Origin of the sequence: Actinoplanes teichomyceticus ATCC 31121 (assembly GCF_003711105.1) — a bacterium.
Lineage (GTDB): Bacteria > Actinomycetota > Actinomycetes > Mycobacteriales > Micromonosporaceae > Actinoplanes > Actinoplanes teichomyceticus.
The window spans coordinates 1,271,829-1,287,940 of the sequence record NZ_CP023865.1 but is presented as its reverse complement, the minus strand read 5'-3'; the positions used below and the strand labels follow the sequence as shown (position 1 = coordinate 1,287,940).

Below are 16,112 nucleotides of genomic sequence, written 5' to 3'. Positions count from 1 at the left end.
GCCGGCCGCCGATGCCTACCCACCGGCATGTTCCCTCGTGACCTGCTCAACTGCGCCCGTCGATGCGCGTTCACCGGGCGTTCGACCGGCCGCGCCGTCACCACGACCGGTGGGGCGACGAGGCCGGCCAGCTCAGGAGACAGATCCGTCCATACTTCGCGCTGGACGCCGATGGTCACGCCGGCCGCCGCGCTGGATGAGGTGTACATCACCCCATCCAACGACGGCCGGGCGCGCCGGGTGGTGAACTAGTCGAAAATCGGACCGAGCTCGCGACTGCGCTTGATCTCGTAGAAGCCCGGCGTGCCGGCGACCAGCAGCACGCCGTCCCAGAGGCGGCCGGCGGCCTCACCCTTGGGCGCCGGGGTGACCACCGGGCCGAAGAAGGCGATCTTCTCGTCCGGGTTCGGCCCCGGCGCGTGGATCACCGGGGTGCCCACGTCGGTGCCGACCGGCTTCATCCCGGCGTTGTGGCTCTCCCGCAGCGCCTCGTCGCGCGCGTCGGTGTGCGCGGCCGCGGCCAGCTCGGGATCGAGGCCGACCTCGGCCAGCGCCTCCCGGAGAAGCTTCTCGTCCAGCTCGTACTTCTGCAGGTGGATGCGGGTGCCGAGGGCGGTGTAGAGGTCGCGCAGGACCTCCGGGCCGGCCGTCTCGGCCGCGGCGATGCAGACCCGGACCGGGCCCCACCCCTTGCTCATCAGCTCCTGGTACTGCTCCGGGAGGTCACGGCCCTCGTTCAGGACGGACAGACTCATCACGTTGAACCGGATGTCGAGGGGGCGCACCTTCTCCACCTCGAGCAGCCAGCGGGAGGTGATCCAGGCCCACGGGCACAGCGGGTCGAACCACATGTCGACGGTGGCGCGTTCAGTCATGGATAGATCCTGCCACCACGGAAGCCGGTGCGGGTGCGGTGCTATACGCGCGCGCCGCATAGGCTGCGAGGAAAAGCAGTCAGCTCGAAGGAGAGTGCACGTGGCCGGTGTTCACAACCTGACCCAGGTCGAGGCTGCGGAGCGGAGTCGATTGCTCGAGGTGACCGGGTACGACATCACCCTCGACCTGACCGACGGAAACGGCAGCCCCGGATCCGACACCTTCCGTTCCACCACGATCATTTCGTTTGAGTGCGCCGAGCCCGGCGCCGAGACGTTCGTCGAAGCGGCGGCGGTCAAGCTGCACCGCGCCACCCTCAACGGCGAGCCGCTGGACCTCAGCGCCTGGTCGGCGGAGAAAGGACTCTGGCTGACCGGTCTGGCCGCGACCAATGTCCTGCTGGTGGAGGGCGACTTCGCGTACTCGGCCAGCGGCCAGGGCCTGCAGCGCAGCCTGGACCCGGTGGACCAGGAGATCTACCTGTACAGCCAGTTCGAGACCGCGGACGCCCAGCGGGTGTACGCGTGTTTCGACCAGCCCGACCTCAAGAGCGTCTTCACCTGGCACGCGACCGCGCCGAACCACTGGAAGGTGGTCTCGAACATGCCGGTCGAGCGGGAGGAGCCGGCCGGGACGGGCGCGCGCACGGTGCACTTCGCCACCTCGCCGCGGATGAGCACGTACATCACGGCGATCTGCGCCGGGCCGTACCACGAGGTCCGCGACTCGCACGACGGCATCGAGCTCGGCGTGTTCTGCCGCGCCTCGATGGCCCGCTACCTGGACGCCGACGACCTGTTCCTGATCACCAAGCAGGGCTTCGACTTCTTCCACGAGCAGTTCGGGGTGCGCTACCCGCTGCCGAAGTACGACCAGCTGTGGGTGCCGGACTTCAACGCCGGCGCGATGGAGAACTTCGGCTGCGTGACGCACGCCGAGGCGCACTACCTGTTCCGTTCGCAGGTCACCGACTACGAGTACGAGCAGCGCGCCAACACGATCCTGCACGAGCTCGCCCACATGTGGTTCGGCGACCTGGTCACCATGCGCTGGTGGAACGACCTGTGGCTGAACGAGTCGTTCGCCGAGTGGGCCAGCCACTGGTGCAACACGCACGCCACCCGCTTCACCGACGCCTGGTCGACCTTCCTGTCCATCCGTAAGGCCTGGGGTTACCGGCAGGACCAGCTGTCCTCCACCCACCCGGTCTACTGCGAGATGCCGGACCTGGAGGCGGTCGAGGTCAACTTCGACGGGATCACGTACGCCAAGGGCGCCAGCGTGATCAAGCAGCTGGTCGCGTACGTCGGGCTGGACGCGTTCCGGACCGGCCTGCGGGCGTACTTCGCCAAGCACGCCTGGGGCAACGCCACCTTCGACGACCTGCTCACCGAGCTGGAGACGGCGTCCGGCCGGGAACTGCGCAAGTTCGCCGCGCAGTGGCTGGAGACCGCGCAGGTCAACACGCTGCGCCCGGTGGTCGAACTGGACGACCAGGGCCGCTACACCAGCGTGGCGGTGCGGCAGGAGGCGCCGGCCGGGTACCCGACGCTGCGCACCCACCGGATCGGCATCGGCCTCTACGACCTGGACGGCGACCGGCTGGTGCGGCGGGATCTGCTCGAGGTGGACGTGGCCGGGGAGCACACCGAGATCCCGGCGCTGACCGGGGTGCCGGCGCCGGACGTGCTGCTGCTCAACGACGACGACCTGACGTACGCGAAGCTGCGCCTGGACGAGCGCTCGATGGGCGTGCTGGTCAAGCACATCGCGGGCTTCGACTCCGCGCTGCCACGGGCGCTGTGCTGGGCCGCGGCCTGGGACATGCTGCGCGACGCCGAGCTGGCCGCCCGCGACTACGTGGAGCTGGTCTGCTCGGGCCTGCCGGCCGAGACCGACATCAACCTGACCACCGCCACGCTGCGGCAGGCGGCCAGCGCGCTGGCCAGCTTCGCCGACCCGCAGTGGGCGCCGAGCGGCTGGGCGATGCTGGCCGAGCTGGCGCAGCGGCAGCTGGCCGTCGCCGAGCCGGGCAGCGGCTGGCAGCTGACCTGGGCGCGGGCGTACATCACCGCGGCCCGCACCGAGGAGCAGGCGGCGGTGCTGCGTGGCTGGCTCGACGGCGAGGCGAAGCCCGAGGGTCTGGTGGTCGACACCGAGCTGCGCTGGTCGCTGCTGCAGGCGCTGGCGGCCCTCGGCGCGGCCGGCGAGCCGGAGATCGAGGCGGAGCTGGCCGGGGACAAGACGGCCAGCGGCGAGCGGGAGGCGGCGATCGCCCGCGCGCTGCTGCCCACGCCGGAGAACAAGGCCCGGGTGTGGGCCGAGCTGACCGGCCCGCGGACCCCGCCGAACTGGCTCAACCGGTCGCTGCTGCAGGGGTTCCAGAGCACCCGCCAGGTGGCCCTGACCGCGCCGTACGCGGAGAAGTTCTTCGCGGTGGTGGGTGACGTGTGGGCCCGCTCGGACAGCGAGCCGGCGCAGGAGTTCGCCACTCTGGCCTACCCGACGCTGCAGATCAGCGAGGAGACGGTCGCGCTCACCGACGCGTGGCTGGCCCAGGACGGGCACCCGGCGTCGCTGCGCCGGCTGGTCGCCGAGGGCCGCGACGGCGTGCTGCGGGCGTTGAAGGCGCGGGCCAGGGACCGCTCGGCGAGCTGACCTCCGCCGGTACGACGAACGGCCCCGCCCGGTCACCCGGGCGGGGCCGTTTTCCGTGGATTGCCGCATGGGTTACTTGCCGCCGCGGAAGCCACCGGCGACGACGCAGAGTGAGTAGTCTGGCACCCCACGGCGTTGGAGGTGGCCCGTGACGAGGCGCGACGACGGTGCGCCGGTGCGCTGGAGCGCGCCGCAGGGCCGCTGGACCGAACCCGACCTGCACCTGTTCCCCCAGGACGGCCACCGGTACGAGATCGTCGACGGCTGTCTGCACGTCGCCCCGCCGGTGGACGCCGCGCACGACCCCGTGGTCGAGGCGGTGATCACCACGCTGCGTGCGGCCGCGCCGCCGGACTGGTGGGTGTGCGGCCGGCTGGGCGTCGAGCTCGACACGAGCAGCCTGGTCCCGGACGTCACCGTGCTGCGGCCCGGATCGGCCGGCGGCGTCTGCTGGGTGGACCCGGCCGACGTGGCCCTGGTGGTCGAGGTGGAGTCGGCCGAGACGCGGCGGTACGACCGGCTGCTCAAGCCGGTGGTGTACGCGGCGGGCGGCATCCCCGCCTACTGGCGGGTGGAGTCCGCGGGGACGCTGCAGGTCTACACGCTGGACGGCTCGGCGTACGAGCATGTCCGGCGGGTGACGGGCGCCGAGCGGGTGAAGCTCGACGCCCCGTACCCGGTTCGGGTGGCTCCGGAGACCTGGCGACCCGGCCGCTCAGCGGCCGGCGGCTCGGTCCGCTGACCGGCGGCTCAGGCGCGGCCGGCGTGCGTGGCGAGCTGGTCGAGGCCGATCATCAGGCCGCCGATCAGGTCGCCGCCGGCGAACGAGCCGGCCATGCCGAAGGCCGCCAGCTTCGCGTCCCGGTCGGTGATGCGCCGGCGGGCCTCGTCGCCCGTGACGATCTCCAGCCGGCGCTGGTTCGGGGAGACCGCGATGAGCACCGCGCGCTGCGGGTCGGCGATCTGGCTGTGCAGTTTCTCGGCCGACTCGCGCAGCGGCTCCGCCAGCTCGCCGAGGTAGATGCTGAAGGTCAGGCCGGTCGCCTGGTCGGCGATCCGCAGCGCCTCGTCCAGGCGCAGCAGCTGACGGGTCGTGAAGGGACCCTCGCGGTCCACCTCGACCAGCTCACCACTTGTCACTTGCGCCTCCTGTCGGGCCGGGCCGGACCGGAGCGCCGGAACTGTCCTCGATGACCAGTCCGCGCTCGATCGCCGGCGTCGCGTGGCCGTGGTCCGCCGCGGCGGCCCGCCTGGGCGAGGCCAGGAACCACATCGGCGCGAACTCGTAGGGTCGGCCCGGGCGGTAGCGCCGGGCCGGCTTGGCCTTGTCGGAGCTGGCGAACACGATCGCCGCCACCACGCCGATGACCGCGGCCGGGATGATCACATAGACCAGAACGGTTGTGATTACAGACAACTGAACGCCCCCAGGCGCCGGTGATCCATCTTGATGCTGAACATCAATCACGGTAGCGGAGCACGTGTCGTGCCGGACCGTCGGGTCTCGAACCGGGGTCTCACGCCGTCGGGATCTACGCGGAATGTGTGCCGCGATGCGAAAATCACCTGCACGCGCCGTCCGCGCACTTTCCGCCCGCGAACGGCAGGAGGGGGATTCCATGCGCCTGACCGTCCCCGCCGCCCGCGCGGCGTCGATCGCGGCTCTGGCCGTCATCGGCGCCGTCGCCCCGCTCCCGCCGCCGGCGTCCGCGGCGCGGGCCGCCGCGGCCGTGTTCGTCGAGCTCAACCCCAGTACGGTGCGCGCCGGGGACGCGGTGTCGGTGCGCGCCTCGTGCGACGACAACCTCAAGGCCGCCACGGTCGGCGCGGAGCCGATCGGATCGGTGCCGGTCGAGCCGGAGTTCGGGTTCCTGACCGCGACCGCGCGGGTGCCGGCCGATCACCGGGCCGGCGACTACCGGGTCACCCTGCGCTGCCCGGACGGGAAGACCGCGAGCGCGACCATGCACGTGCTCGCCAGGGTGGAACCGGCTCGGGGACCGGCCACCGGAGGCGGCGGGACGGCGCCGGGGCGGGCGGCGTCGCTGCTGATCGGTGGCGGGCTGGCGATGATGGCGGTCGGCGCCGGGCTGGGCCTGCTGGCGGCCCGCCGACGGCGTCCGAGCTGAGGCCACGATGACCGACAAGCCCGGGGAACCGCCCCGTATGCCCGAGTCGGTGCGACGCAAGCAGCCGGCCGAGGTGGTCGGCGCCCCGCCGCCGGGCGTGGTCACCGGGCCGCTGCCGCCCCCGCCGCGGATCCGTGGCCGCAAGCCGTGGGTGCCCGGGCCGCGCCGCCGGCTCCCCACCCCGAGGGCGGCGCGCAGCCTGCGCCGGGGCCGGCCGATCGGCTGGATCGCTCTGGTGCTGTTCTTCGTCGGACTGTTCGGCGTCGGGATGGGACTCGGCGTGGCCACCGGCTTCGACCCGGGCGGCCTGTTCCGCGACCCGGACGCGCCGCCGTCGCGCGCCTTCCCGGTGCTGGAGCCGAGCCGGCCGCGGCGGCTGACCATCCCGGACATCCGGGTCGACGCGCCGGTGCTGGACGTCGGACTGGCCGGCGACGGGTCGGTGGACGTGCCACCGCTGCAACGGCACAACGAGGTGGGCTGGTTCGACGGCGGCCCGACACCGGGACAGTTCGGCCCGGCGCTGCTGGTGGGGCACGCGGACACGCGTACCGGGCCGTCAGTCTTCCACGACCTGAGCCGGCTGGAGCCGAAACAGCGGATCGAGGTGTCCCGGGCGGACGGCACGGTCGCGGTCTTCGAGGTCACCTCGGTGGAGCACTACGACAAGGACCGGCTGCCCGTGCACCGTGTCTACGGTGACTACAGCCGGCCGTCGTTACGCCTGATGACCTGCGGCGGCAAGTGGCTCGGCGGCGACCAGGGCTACTCCGACAACATCGTCGTCTTCGCCTCCCTGGTCGACTCCCGCTAGGGGGCCGTCGCCGGCGGAGACGATTACGCCGCCTCGGCGGGGGCCGCGGCGGCGTGGTTGTCGGGCAGGTCGAGCCAGTCCATCCAACGGGGGTCGGGGGTACGGTGCCCGAGCACCCGCCAGGCGATCCCGCGCGGCGCCTGCGGTGTCGAGTGCAGCCGCCAGCCGAGCTCGGCCGGCGTCTTGTCGCCCTTGCTGTGGTTGCACTTGGCGCAGGCGGCGACGACGTTCTCCCAGGCGTGCAGACCGCCCCGGCTGCGCGGGAAGACGTGGTCGATGGTCTCGGCGGAGCCCCGGCAGTAGGCGCAGCGGCCACCGTCGCGGGCGAACACGGCCCGCCGGGAGAGGCCGACGTGCGTGCGGTACGGCACCTTCACGTACCGGGTGAGGCGGACCACCGAGGGGACCGGAAGATGCTGATGCGCGCTGTGCAGGATGCCGTCACCGTCCGACACGCACTCCGCCTTGGCGGTGAGGACGAGGATGGTCGCTCGACGCACCGATACGACGCACAGCGGCTCGTACGTAGCGTTCAGCACCAACGCGGAAGAGCCCACTGTAGGTCGTATGTCAGGCATCGCAGTCACCCTTCCGGTGTCAGTCGCCGCTAACCGCTCCTGTAGCTCAGCCGTGTGTGATCTGGGCCTCGCCGAGGAAGCCTGTGCGCCAATAGTCCCTGATGGATGACCAAATTGCGAGCAGAATCTGTGGCTGGGCGGTAAACGTCTGACGTCGTTCACCCGGCCGGACCCGGTACCTTGACTCCCCGTGCTGCTCGTTGACCCGACCCCCGCGCCGACCTTCTCGGTACCCGACATCGACCTCACCAAGTCCTGCCGGGCGGACGCCGTCTGCAGCTGGCTGACCAAGGAGGCGGGTGTGAGCGAGTGGATCGCGAAGAGCAGCTACCTCTTCGTGGTGAAGCCGCTGCGGGTCATCATGATCGTCCTGGTCGCGATGCTGATCCGCTGGCTGCTGCACCGCACGATCAGCCGGCTGACCGCGAGCACCTCGCGGGCCGCGATGCCGGCGCTGCTCAAGCCGCTGAAGGAGCGGGCCGACGTCGTCGCGGAGGAGGCCCAGTTCATCCCGGAGCGCCGCCGCCAGCGCGCCGAGGCGATCGGCTCGGTGCTGCGCAGCTTCGTCAGCGCGGTGGTCTTCACCATGGCCACGCTGCTGGTGCTCGGCGAGTTCGGGTTCGACCTGGCGCCGCTGCTGGCCAGCGCGGGCATCGTCGGCGTGGCCCTCGGTTTCGGCGCGCAGAGCCTGGTCAAGGATCTGATCGCCGGCCTGTTCATGCTGCTGGAGGACCAGTACGGCGTGGGCGACACGGTCGACCTCGGCGAGGCCACCGGTGTGGTGGAGACCGTCGGCCTGCGCATCACCACGGTCCGCGACGCCCGCGGGGTGCTCTGGTACATCCGCAACGGCGAGATCGTCCGGGTCGGCAACAAGAGCCAGGGCTGGGCCATGGTGGTGATCGACATCCCGATCGGCTTCGTCAACTCGGAGGAGGCCATCGCGGTGCTGACCGAGGCCGCCCGGTCCGTGGCCGACCACCCGGAGCACCAGACCGAGTTCATCGAGCCGCCGGACGTGGTCGGCGTCGAGCAACTCACCGTGGACGGCGCGGTGATCCGGACGATCGCCAAGACCACCGCGGACAGCCAGGTGACCGTGCAGCGCGAGCTGCGCCGGGCGCTGACCGAGTCGCTGGAGACGTCCGGGCTGTCCGAGCGGATCGCCGCGTCCCGGCTGATGCCGCGCTCCGCCGTACCCCCGGCCGGCTGGTACACCGCGCCAGAGAATTCCCCTTCTTCGATGACTGAGCGGCGCCCGGACGGGGCGTCCTGACCTGCGCATACGCGAGAAGACCCGGTTACACCCTCCGCCGAACGGCCAAAGTTCGAGCTGACCGCCCTAGCATCGCCTCGGACGATCGGGCAGAATCCGGGGCAGCTTCTGCACATGCATAGGCACGTACGCGCCGATCGAGCCACCGCGGCGGGTGCGGCCGTCGCCGGACTCTCGGCGGTCGTCGAGAGCGATGGAGGGGCCCGTGGCCAGCGACCCGGAAGGACCAGCACCGGCCAGTGCAACTACGGAGAGTGTCACGAATGTGACTTTCCGCAGTCTCTTCGCGCTCCGGGAGTTCCGGGCGGTCTACCTCTCCATGGTGATCAGCTGGATCGGCGACTACCTGTCCCGCGCCGCCGTCACCGTGCTCGTCTACCAGCAGACCGGGTCGGTGCTGCTGTCCGCGGTCTCCTTCGCCGTGGGCTACCTGCCGTGGATGCTGGCCGGCCCGCTGCTCGCCTCGCTCGGCGACCGGTACCCGCACCGCCGGGTGATGGTGGTCGCCGACCTGTTCCGGATGGTCCTGACCGCGCTGCTGCTCATCCCCGGCCTGCCGCCGGCCGCGGTCCTGACGACCGTCCTGCTGGCCAGCCTCGGCAGCCCGCCCGCCCAGGCGGCACGGTCGGCGCTGCTGCCGCTGGTGGTCGGCCGGGACCGGCTCACCCTGGCGATCGCCACGGGATCGACCTCCGCCCAGGCCGCCATGGTCTTCGGGTACCTCGTCGGCGCGACCGTGGCGGTCGGCCTGGACCCGCGGCTCGCGCTCGGCATGGACGTGGCCACCTTCGCCGTCTCGGCGCTGCTGATCGCCACCGGGGTCCGCTCCCGCCCGGCCGCGGTGGCCCCGGCGCAGCGCCGGCACCTGCTGCGCGAGACAGCCGAGGGCTTCCGGGTGGTCTTCGGGCAGCCGGTGCTGCGCTCGATCGCCGTGGTGGTCTTCGCCGTGGTCGCGTTCTTCGTCGTACCGGAGAGCCTGGCCGCGTCCTGGGCGGCCGAAGCCGCCAGCGGCACCCGGGGCCTCGACCAGGGCCTGATCATGGCGGCCGGGCCGCTCGGGTTCGTTGCCGGTGGTCTGCTGTTCAGCCGGCTGGTGCCGGTCGACCGGCGCCGGCGGCTCACCCCGCTGCTGGCCGTGATCACCCCGCTGGCGCTGACCCCGACCCTGGCGGCGCCGCCGGCGGCCGTCGTCGCGGTGCTGGTGGCCGTCTCCGGGATGGCCCAGGGCGCCCTGCAACCGACGCTCAACGCGACGTTCGTGCTGGTCCTGCCGCCCACCCATCGGGCCCGGGCGTTCGGCGTGATGACCAGCGGGATGCAGGCCAGCCAGTTCGCCGCGGTGCTGATCACCGGCACGCTGGCCGACCACTTCCGCATCCCGCTGGTCGTCGGCCTGTGGAGCGTGGCCGGCACGGCGGCGATGGGCGCGGTCGCCGCGCTGTGGCCGAGCCGGGAGCGGTTCACCGAGGCGGAGCGGGCCGCCGTCGAGCAGGGCGCCGCCGGGTCGGCCGCCCCGGCGCAACCGGCCGGACCGCCGGACACCCCGGCCGAGCCGAACGCCACCCCGGCCGCGCCGAGCGCCACCACGGCCGAGCACCCGGCCGCCTGACCGCGGAAGCGCCGAGCGTCACACCACGGCGGCCACCGGCGTATCGGCCGGTTCCGGGGAAGGCTGGCAGGATGGAACGGTGACCGCACCCGTACCGGAAGAGGCCAGCTTCTTCGCCGCCGTCGGCGGCGAGCCCACGTTCCGCCGCCTCGTCGACAAGTTCTACGAGGGCGTCGCGCGGGACCCGCTGCTGCGGCCGATGTATCCCGAGGAGGACCTCGGGCCGGCGGCCGACCGGCTGACCCTGTTCCTGATGCAGTACTGGGGCGGGCCCAACACCTACTCGGCCACCCGCGGCCATCCCCGGCTGCGGATGCGTCACGCCCCGTTCCGGGTCGGCCCGGCCGAACGGGACGCCTGGCTCACCCACATGCGCGCGGCGGTCGACTCGCTCGCCCTGCCCGGGCCGCACCGCACCGCGCTCTGGGAGTACCTGGAGCGAGCGGCCTACTTCCTGGTGAACACCATGGATCCCACGGAGCCCGCGCACTGACAGCAACGCGGGCGCTCCTGGTTCGTTGATCGTATTGTCGAACCACGATTCTGGAGCCGCCCCATGCGTCGTCGCCTGCTGGCCGTCGCCACCGTCCTCCTCACCGCCCTGGGCGGCTCCCCGCCGGCGCTGGCCGACATCGCGCAGTCCGGCATCGTCTCCACCGATCCGGTGGACTGGACGCCGCACGTGCTGGACGGCACGGTGTGGGCGCTCGCCGTGGTCGGCGACACGGTCATCGTGGGGGGCGCGTTCACCAAGGTCGAGGACAGCGGCCGGCGCCAGACCCTGAACCGGAAGAACATCTTCGCGTACGACCGGTACGACGGCACGATCCGGTCGTTCGCCCCGGCGGTGGACGGCGCGGTCTACTCGCTCGCGCCCGGCCCCGACGGCACCACGGTCTACGTCGGCGGCGCGTTCAAGACGGTGAACGGCGCCGCCTCGCGTGGCCTGGCCCGGCTCTGGCTCAGCAGCGGCAACCGGGACACCTCGTTCCGGGCGAAGGTGAACTGGGGTGACGTGCGGGCCCTGGTCACCCGCGGCAGCCGCCTCTACGCCGCCGGCACGTTCTCCTCGATCAACGGGGTCGCCCGGGTCGGACTGGCCCGGATGGACGCCGTGACCGGCACCGTCGACCCGGGTTTCGACGCGCACCTGAGCGGGCCCGGGCTGAAGCGGACCCGGGTGGAGCATTTCGACGTCACCTCGGACGGGAGCAAACTGGTCGCGGTCGGGGCGTTCCTCAGATCCGGCGGCGCGGACCGGACCCAGATCGCGGTCTTCGACGTCGGCGGCGCGTCCGCGCAACTGACCGGGTGGTACACCGACGACTACAAGCCGCAGTGCATGAAGGGCTTCGACACCTACCTGCGGCAGGTCAAGTTCTCCCCGGACGGGGCGTACTTCGTCGTCGCCGCGACCGGGCGGGCCTCGTCGGCGCAGAAACTGTGCGACTCGGCGGCCCGGTTCGAGGCGAACCGGTCCGGGCAGCAGCACCCCACCTGGGTGCAGCGCACCGGCGGGGACTCGCTGTACGCGGTGGCGATCACCGGCCCGGCCGTCTACCTCGGCGGGCACCAGCGATGGTTCGACAACCCGTTCGGCACCGACGGCAACGGGCCGGGCCCGGGAGCGGTCTCCCGCCCGGGCATCGGCGCGGTCGACCCGGCCACCGGTAGGGCGCTGGAGTGGAACCCGACCCGTTCCCGAGGGGTCGGGGTGCGGGCCTTCCTGACCGTCCCGGAGGGGCTGCTGGTCGGCTCGGACACCGACGAGCTGGGCAAGGAGTACCACGGGCGGATCGGGATGTTCCCGATCTAGCTTGGCCGCGCCGATTCGCCGGGTGACCGATGACGGGAGGCCCGGTTCCCCGCCCGCGAACACCGCGGGTGGAACCGGGCCTCCCGTCATCGGTCGCGTATCGCGGGGGACGCAAGCTCGCCGGGATCACCGTGCCGGCGCGGGCCGACGCTACGGAGTGGGTCGGCGGGTCAGAGCAGGGCGCCCTCGTCGTGGAGCCAGTCGACGAACGAGGTGGCCACGGCGGCGCCGCAGTCGAGCAGCTCGACCAGGAGCGGATCGTGGGTCCCGGCCGCCAGCGGCACCTGCAGCTCCGCGTAGATGGGGAGCTGGCCGCGCTCGGTCGGGTCGCCCACGTAGGCCTTGCAGAAACGTCGCGTGTGGTTCCACTCGTTGACCACGCGGTAGGCCCGGTCCGCCCAGTCCGGCGGGACCGTCGCGTGCGGACGCGCCCGCATCACCAGGATCTCGTCATCGGGACCCTCCAGGGTGAACAGCACGGCGTGCCGCTCCCACATGGCCAGCAGGCTGCCCCCGCCGTCGGCGAGGAACCGGATGTCGAGCAGGTCGAGCGCCTTGCCGATGCGGGTCAGCGACACCGGCTCGACCAGATCGGAGGATCCGGTCGTGGACAGTTCGGACGGAGCCGGCGAGGGTCCGGGCCGGGCTGGTTCGCGCTGGGCCGGAACGCCGACGCGAACCGTGCTCTGCACCGCAACCTCACCACCGGCATCCGGCTCGTCACCCGCGGCCGATCCCGGACGCCATGACCACCACGGCATCGTGTGCACCTCCCCAACAGACCCACCGCCGGACGTAGCAGTGGATCCGAGGGCCGACGGTACCCGGACCACTCCTGAAGGTCATCCCCCCAACGGGAGGGCGAAACCGGAAGGACGATGTGGCCTCACCCGTTCGGGTGACTTGACCTCGTCAAAACGGTCAAATTGTGGGCGCTCTGTCGCCACGCGACTCCATATGGTGCTGAAATTCCCACCCAGCCACCCGCGGTGCGGACCCGCGCCTGCACCGGTCCCCCGTCCCGGGGACCCAGGAAGCCCATCCGGGCGACCGCCTGCACGAGCCGCTGGGAGACCCGCACCGGCTCGCCACGCTCCGGGGTGACGACCAGTGCGACGTGATCGAGCAGCGCGTCGCGGACCGCCCGCTGCCCCACCGCCCGGCCGGACATCCCGCCCGCGGCGATCTCCCGCAGCGTCCCGGCGGCCGCGGCGGCCAGCCGGGACAGCTCGGCGCCGGACACCGACTCGATCGCCTGACTGGCGGCCGGCGGCAGCGGCCAGCGCCACTGCGTGTCGCGCCGCTCCGGCAGCTCCTCGCCACCGGAGGCGAGCACGTCGAGCAGCGCGGCGGCCGAGACCGTGGCGTCACCCGGGCCCGGACCGGCCACCTCCCGGGTGACCAGCACGCCCCACGGCAGCTGGGCCCAGAGCGTGGTCCGGCCGCCGGCCGACCGCAGCCGGACCGGCGCCGCCGGATCCAGCCGGGTCAGCCGGGCCAGGAACGCGCCGGCATCCGGGACGCCGAGCAGGCCGTGCGACATCAGGCCACCCCGGAGTACGGCTTCAGGAACGCCCGTTCCTCCGCCGACAACCGCCGCGGATGACCCGCCGCCAGGTGGTACGGCACACACACCGATCTCGCCCGGCTGGCCAGCACCCCGTCGTCGAACAGCTCGTACGACACGGTGAACGCCGCCGTCCGCAGCTCGGAGATCCACATCTCGATCCGCACCGGCTCGCCGAAGGCCACCGGGCGCAGATAGTCGATCTCGTGGCGGGCGATCACGATGCCCTCCTCGAACGAACCGAGGCCGTGCTTGCGCGCGCCCACGAAGAACATCGCCACCCGCGCCTCCTCGTAGAGGGTGAGGAAACGCGCGTTGTTGACGTGCCCGTACGCGTCCATGTCGGACCAGCGCACGGGCACGTCGTAGACGAACCGATGGGTTTCAGTCACACCGGATCAGTCTCGGGTCAGCTTGCGGTAGGTGACCCGGTGCGGCCGGGCCGCGTCCGCGCCGAGGCGGTCGACCTTGTTCTTCTCGTACGCCTCGAAGTTGCCCTCGAACCAGAACCACCGGTCCGGGTCCTCCTCGGTGCCCTCCCACGCGAGCATGTGGGTGGCCACCCGGTCCAGGAACATCCGGTCGTGGGAGATGACCACGGCGCAGCCGGGGAACTCCAGCAGCGCGTTCTCCAGGCTGGAGAGGGTCTCCACGTCCAGGTCGTTGGTCGGCTCGTCGAGCAGGATCACGTTGCCGCCGATCTTGAGCGTCAGCGCCAGGTTCAGGCGGTTGCGCTCACCACCGGACAGCACCTTGACCGGCTTCTGCTGGTCCGGGCCCTTGAACCCGAAGGCCGCGACGTACGCCCGGGACGGCATCTCGACCTTGCCGACCACCAGGTGGTCCAGGCCGTCGGAGACGACCTCCCAGACCGTCTTGTCGCCGTCGAGGCCGGCCCGGTTCTGGTCGACGTACGACAGCTTGACCGTCTCGCCGATCCGCACCGAGCCGGAGTCCGGCTGCTCCAGCCCGACGATGGTCTTGAACAGGGTGGTCTTGCCGACGCCGTTCGGGCCGATGATGCCGACGATGCCGTTGCGCGGCAGCGAGAACGACAGGTGGTCGATCAGCGTACGCTCGTCGAAGCCCTTGACCAGGTCGTTGACCTCGATGACGGTGTTGCCCAGACGCGGGCCCGGCGGGATCTGGATCTCCTCGAAGTCCAGCTTGCGGGTCTTGTCCGCCTCGCTCGCCATCTCCTCGTAGCGCTCCAGGCGCGCCTTGGACTTGGTCTGGCGGGCCTTGGCGTTGGAGCGGACCCACTCCAGCTCCTCGGTGAGGCGCTTCTTGAGCTTGGCGTCCTTGCGGCCCTCGACCGCCAGACGCTGCGCCTTCTTGTCCAGGTAGGTCGAGTAGTTGCCCTCGTAGCCGATCGCCCGGCCACGGTCGAGCTCGAGGATCCAGCCGGCCACGTTGTCCAGGAAGTACCGGTCGTGGGTGATCGCCAGGACGGTGCCCGCGTACTTCGCCAGGTGCTGCTCCAGCCACTGCACGCTCTCCGCGTCCAGGTGGTTGGTGGGCTCGTCGAGCAGCAGCAGGTCGGGCGCCTCCAGCAGCAGCTTGCACAGCGCGACCCGGCGGCGCTCACCACCGGAGAGCTGGGTGACGTCGGCGTCCGGCGGCGGGCAGCGCAGCGCGTCCATCGCCAGCTCCAGCTGGGAGTCGATGTCCCACGCGTCGGCGTGGTCGAGCTCCTCCTGGAGCTTGCCCATCTCCTCCATCAGCTCGTCGGAGTAGTCGGTCGCCATCTGCTCGGCGATCTTGTTGAACCGCTCCAGCTTGGCCTTGGTCTCCGCGACCGCCTCCTCGATGTTGCCGAGGACCGTCTTCGCGTCGTTGAGCGGCGGCTCCTGCGCGAGCATGCCGACGGTGTAGCCGGGCATCAGCCGGGCCTCGCCGTTGCTCGGCGTGTCGAGCCCCGCCATGATCTTGAGCAGGCTGGACTTACCGGCGCCGTTCGGGCCGACGACACCGATCTTGGCGCCTGGCAGGAAGCTCAGCGTCACGTTGTCGAGCACGACCTTGTCGCCGTGCGCCTTGCGCGCCTTTTCCAGGACGTAGATGTACTGGGCCACGGTGTGCCCTACCTCCGAGATCGTGGATTTTCGGTGCCGGGATCAAAGGACAATCTTTCCAGGTCCCACCAGCACCACCAACGCCAACCCCGGCGGTCAGTCCGGGACCACCTTCTGCTCCTCCGGCTCGCCGCCCGGCTTCGTGATCAACACGCGCTCGCGGTTGACCGAGAAGGCGGTGCCGTCCCACGCGGCGGTGGCCGAGAAGCTCCCGTCCGGCTCCTGCCGCACGCCGGTGAGGAACAGCGCGGTCCGGTACTCCACCCACTCGGCGTCCGCGCCGCCCTTGTTCGCGTGGTAGTAGAGGTTGCCCAGGCCGTCCTGGCAGATCCAGACCACCGTCCGGCGGCTCGTGGTCACCCGCAGCACCCGGCCCAGCGCGCCGTACGCGCCGTTGAGCCGACCCATCTTCTGCGTCTGCGGCGGGCAGTCGCCGTCGGTGGGCAGCAGCGGCGGCGCCGACGAGGCCCCCGGCTGCGGCGCGGCCCACGCCGGCACGGATGCGGACGACGACGCCGAGGGGTGCCGATTCCGTCGCTCGCCGAGCAGATACCCGCCGAGCATCCCGATAATGGTGAGCAGCACCGTGGCGATCACCACAGGAAAGAACAACGGACGCCGCTGCTGGGAATGATCATCGAGGGGTGTCACCGGCACAGGATGGCACTCCGCTCACAACCGCACGACCAGAGTGGGTACGACCCGAGCTGGCTA

The 16,112-nt window shown here is 71.6% G+C and carries 17 protein-coding genes; 8 read left to right on the top strand and 9 right to left on the bottom strand.

All coding sequences use genetic code 11. From position 1 onward, the window contains the following. Positions 1 to 248: 248 nt before the first annotated feature. A complete protein-coding gene (locus ACTEI_RS05845; RefSeq protein WP_122976708.1) occupies positions 249 to 875 on the bottom strand; it encodes a mycothiol-dependent nitroreductase Rv2466c family protein in 627 nt (208 codons plus the stop codon). Between the two features lie 100 nt (positions 876 to 975). Here ACTEI_RS05845 and pepN point away from each other — a divergent pair, with 100 nt between their 5' ends. Both pepN and ACTEI_RS05835 read left to right on the top strand, forming a co-directional pair. Next, positions 976 to 3,534, top strand: coding sequence for an aminopeptidase N (pepN, locus tag ACTEI_RS05840; protein ID WP_122981939.1), 2,559 nt, complete (start codon positions 976 to 978; stop codon positions 3,532 to 3,534). Positions 3,535 to 3,682: 148 nt separating this feature from the next. Next, on the top strand, positions 3,683 to 4,276 hold the full coding sequence (locus tag ACTEI_RS05835) for a Uma2 family endonuclease (RefSeq protein ID WP_122976707.1): 594 nt from the start codon (positions 3,683 to 3,685) through the stop codon (positions 4,274 to 4,276). A gap of 8 nt (positions 4,277 to 4,284) precedes the next feature. On the opposite strand, the gene ACTEI_RS05830 is transcribed toward ACTEI_RS05835, so the two are convergent. Both ACTEI_RS05830 and ctaJ read right to left on the bottom strand, forming a co-directional pair. Then, complete coding sequence (locus ACTEI_RS05830) at positions 4,285 to 4,674, bottom strand: DUF5130 family protein (protein WP_122976706.1); 390 nt, start codon at positions 4,672 to 4,674, stop codon at positions 4,285 to 4,287. After that, the gene (gene ctaJ / locus ACTEI_RS05825) at positions 4,661 to 4,951 is read right to left on the bottom strand and encodes an aa3-type cytochrome oxidase subunit CtaJ (protein ID WP_122976705.1); all 291 of its coding nucleotides are present in this window, start codon (positions 4,949 to 4,951) and stop codon (positions 4,661 to 4,663) included. The genes ACTEI_RS05830 and ctaJ overlap by 14 nt, the downstream gene beginning before the upstream one ends. Positions 4,952 to 5,153: 202 nt before the next feature. On the opposite strand from ctaJ, the gene ACTEI_RS05820 reads away from it, so the two are divergent. Continuing rightward, positions 5,154 to 5,663, top strand: a complete 510-nt coding sequence (locus ACTEI_RS05820; protein ID WP_122976704.1) for a hypothetical protein — start codon at positions 5,154 to 5,156, stop codon at positions 5,661 to 5,663. A 49-nt stretch (positions 5,664 to 5,712) separates the two neighbouring features. Next, positions 5,713 to 6,477 (top strand): class F sortase, encoded by a 765-nt coding sequence (locus ACTEI_RS05815; RefSeq protein WP_239082562.1) that lies wholly within the window; start codon positions 5,713 to 5,715, stop codon positions 6,475 to 6,477. A 23-nt stretch (positions 6,478 to 6,500) separates the two neighbouring features. On the opposite strand, the gene ACTEI_RS05810 is transcribed toward ACTEI_RS05815, so the two are convergent. After that, entirely contained in the window at positions 6,501 to 7,055 is a 555-nt protein-coding gene (locus ACTEI_RS05810) for an HNH endonuclease (RefSeq protein ID WP_122976702.1), read from the bottom strand. Between the two features lie 190 nt (positions 7,056 to 7,245). On the opposite strand from ACTEI_RS05810, the gene ACTEI_RS05805 reads away from it, so the two are divergent. The 4 genes from ACTEI_RS05805 to ACTEI_RS05790 all read left to right on the top strand — a co-directional run bounded on the left by ACTEI_RS05805 (position 7,246) and on the right by ACTEI_RS05790 (position 11,756). After that, positions 7,246 to 8,331, top strand: a complete 1,086-nt coding sequence (locus ACTEI_RS05805) for a mechanosensitive ion channel family protein (protein WP_122976701.1) — start codon at positions 7,246 to 7,248, stop codon at positions 8,329 to 8,331. 265 nt (positions 8,332 to 8,596) lie between these two features. Next, the gene (locus ACTEI_RS05800) at positions 8,597 to 9,940 is read left to right on the top strand and encodes an MFS transporter (protein WP_239082563.1); all 1,344 of its coding nucleotides are present in this window, start codon (positions 8,597 to 8,599) and stop codon (positions 9,938 to 9,940) included. Positions 9,941 to 10,019: 79 nt separating this feature from the next. Next, entirely contained in the window at positions 10,020 to 10,433 is a 414-nt protein-coding gene (locus ACTEI_RS05795) for a globin (protein ID WP_122976700.1), read from the top strand. Between the two features lie 63 nt (positions 10,434 to 10,496). Continuing rightward, positions 10,497 to 11,756 carry a WD40 repeat domain-containing protein gene (locus ACTEI_RS05790; RefSeq protein ID WP_122976699.1) on the top strand — a complete coding sequence of 420 codons (1,260 nt, stop codon included), beginning with the start codon at positions 10,497 to 10,499 and terminating at the stop codon, positions 11,754 to 11,756. Between the two features lie 170 nt (positions 11,757 to 11,926). Here the strand turns inward: ACTEI_RS05790 and ACTEI_RS05785 are convergent, their stop codons facing one another. From ACTEI_RS05785 to ACTEI_RS05765, 5 genes are all read right to left on the bottom strand, one after another. Then, on the bottom strand, positions 11,927 to 12,517 hold the full coding sequence (locus tag ACTEI_RS05785; RefSeq protein WP_122981937.1) for a type III secretion system chaperone family protein: 591 nt from the start codon (positions 12,515 to 12,517) through the stop codon (positions 11,927 to 11,929). 125 nt (positions 12,518 to 12,642) lie between these two features. Then, positions 12,643 to 13,299: a DUF8185 domain-containing protein gene (locus ACTEI_RS05780; RefSeq protein ID WP_187645978.1), complete on the bottom strand. Its 657-nt coding sequence runs from the start codon at positions 13,297 to 13,299 to the stop codon at positions 12,643 to 12,645. After that, positions 13,299 to 13,664: an acyl-CoA thioesterase gene (locus tag ACTEI_RS05775; RefSeq protein ID WP_122976698.1), complete on the bottom strand. Its 366-nt coding sequence runs from the start codon at positions 13,662 to 13,664 to the stop codon at positions 13,299 to 13,301. Before ACTEI_RS05775 ends, ACTEI_RS05780 begins: the two co-directional genes overlap by 1 nt. Before the next feature lie 57 nt (positions 13,665 to 13,721). After that, positions 13,722 to 15,398, bottom strand: coding sequence for an energy-dependent translational throttle protein EttA (gene ettA, locus ACTEI_RS05770; RefSeq protein WP_122976697.1), 1,677 nt, complete (start codon positions 15,396 to 15,398; stop codon positions 13,722 to 13,724). 96 nt (positions 15,399 to 15,494) lie between these two features. Next, positions 15,495 to 16,049, bottom strand: coding sequence for a hypothetical protein (locus ACTEI_RS05765; RefSeq protein WP_239082564.1), 555 nt, complete (start codon positions 16,047 to 16,049; stop codon positions 15,495 to 15,497). Positions 16,050 to 16,112: the final 63 nt, after the last annotated feature.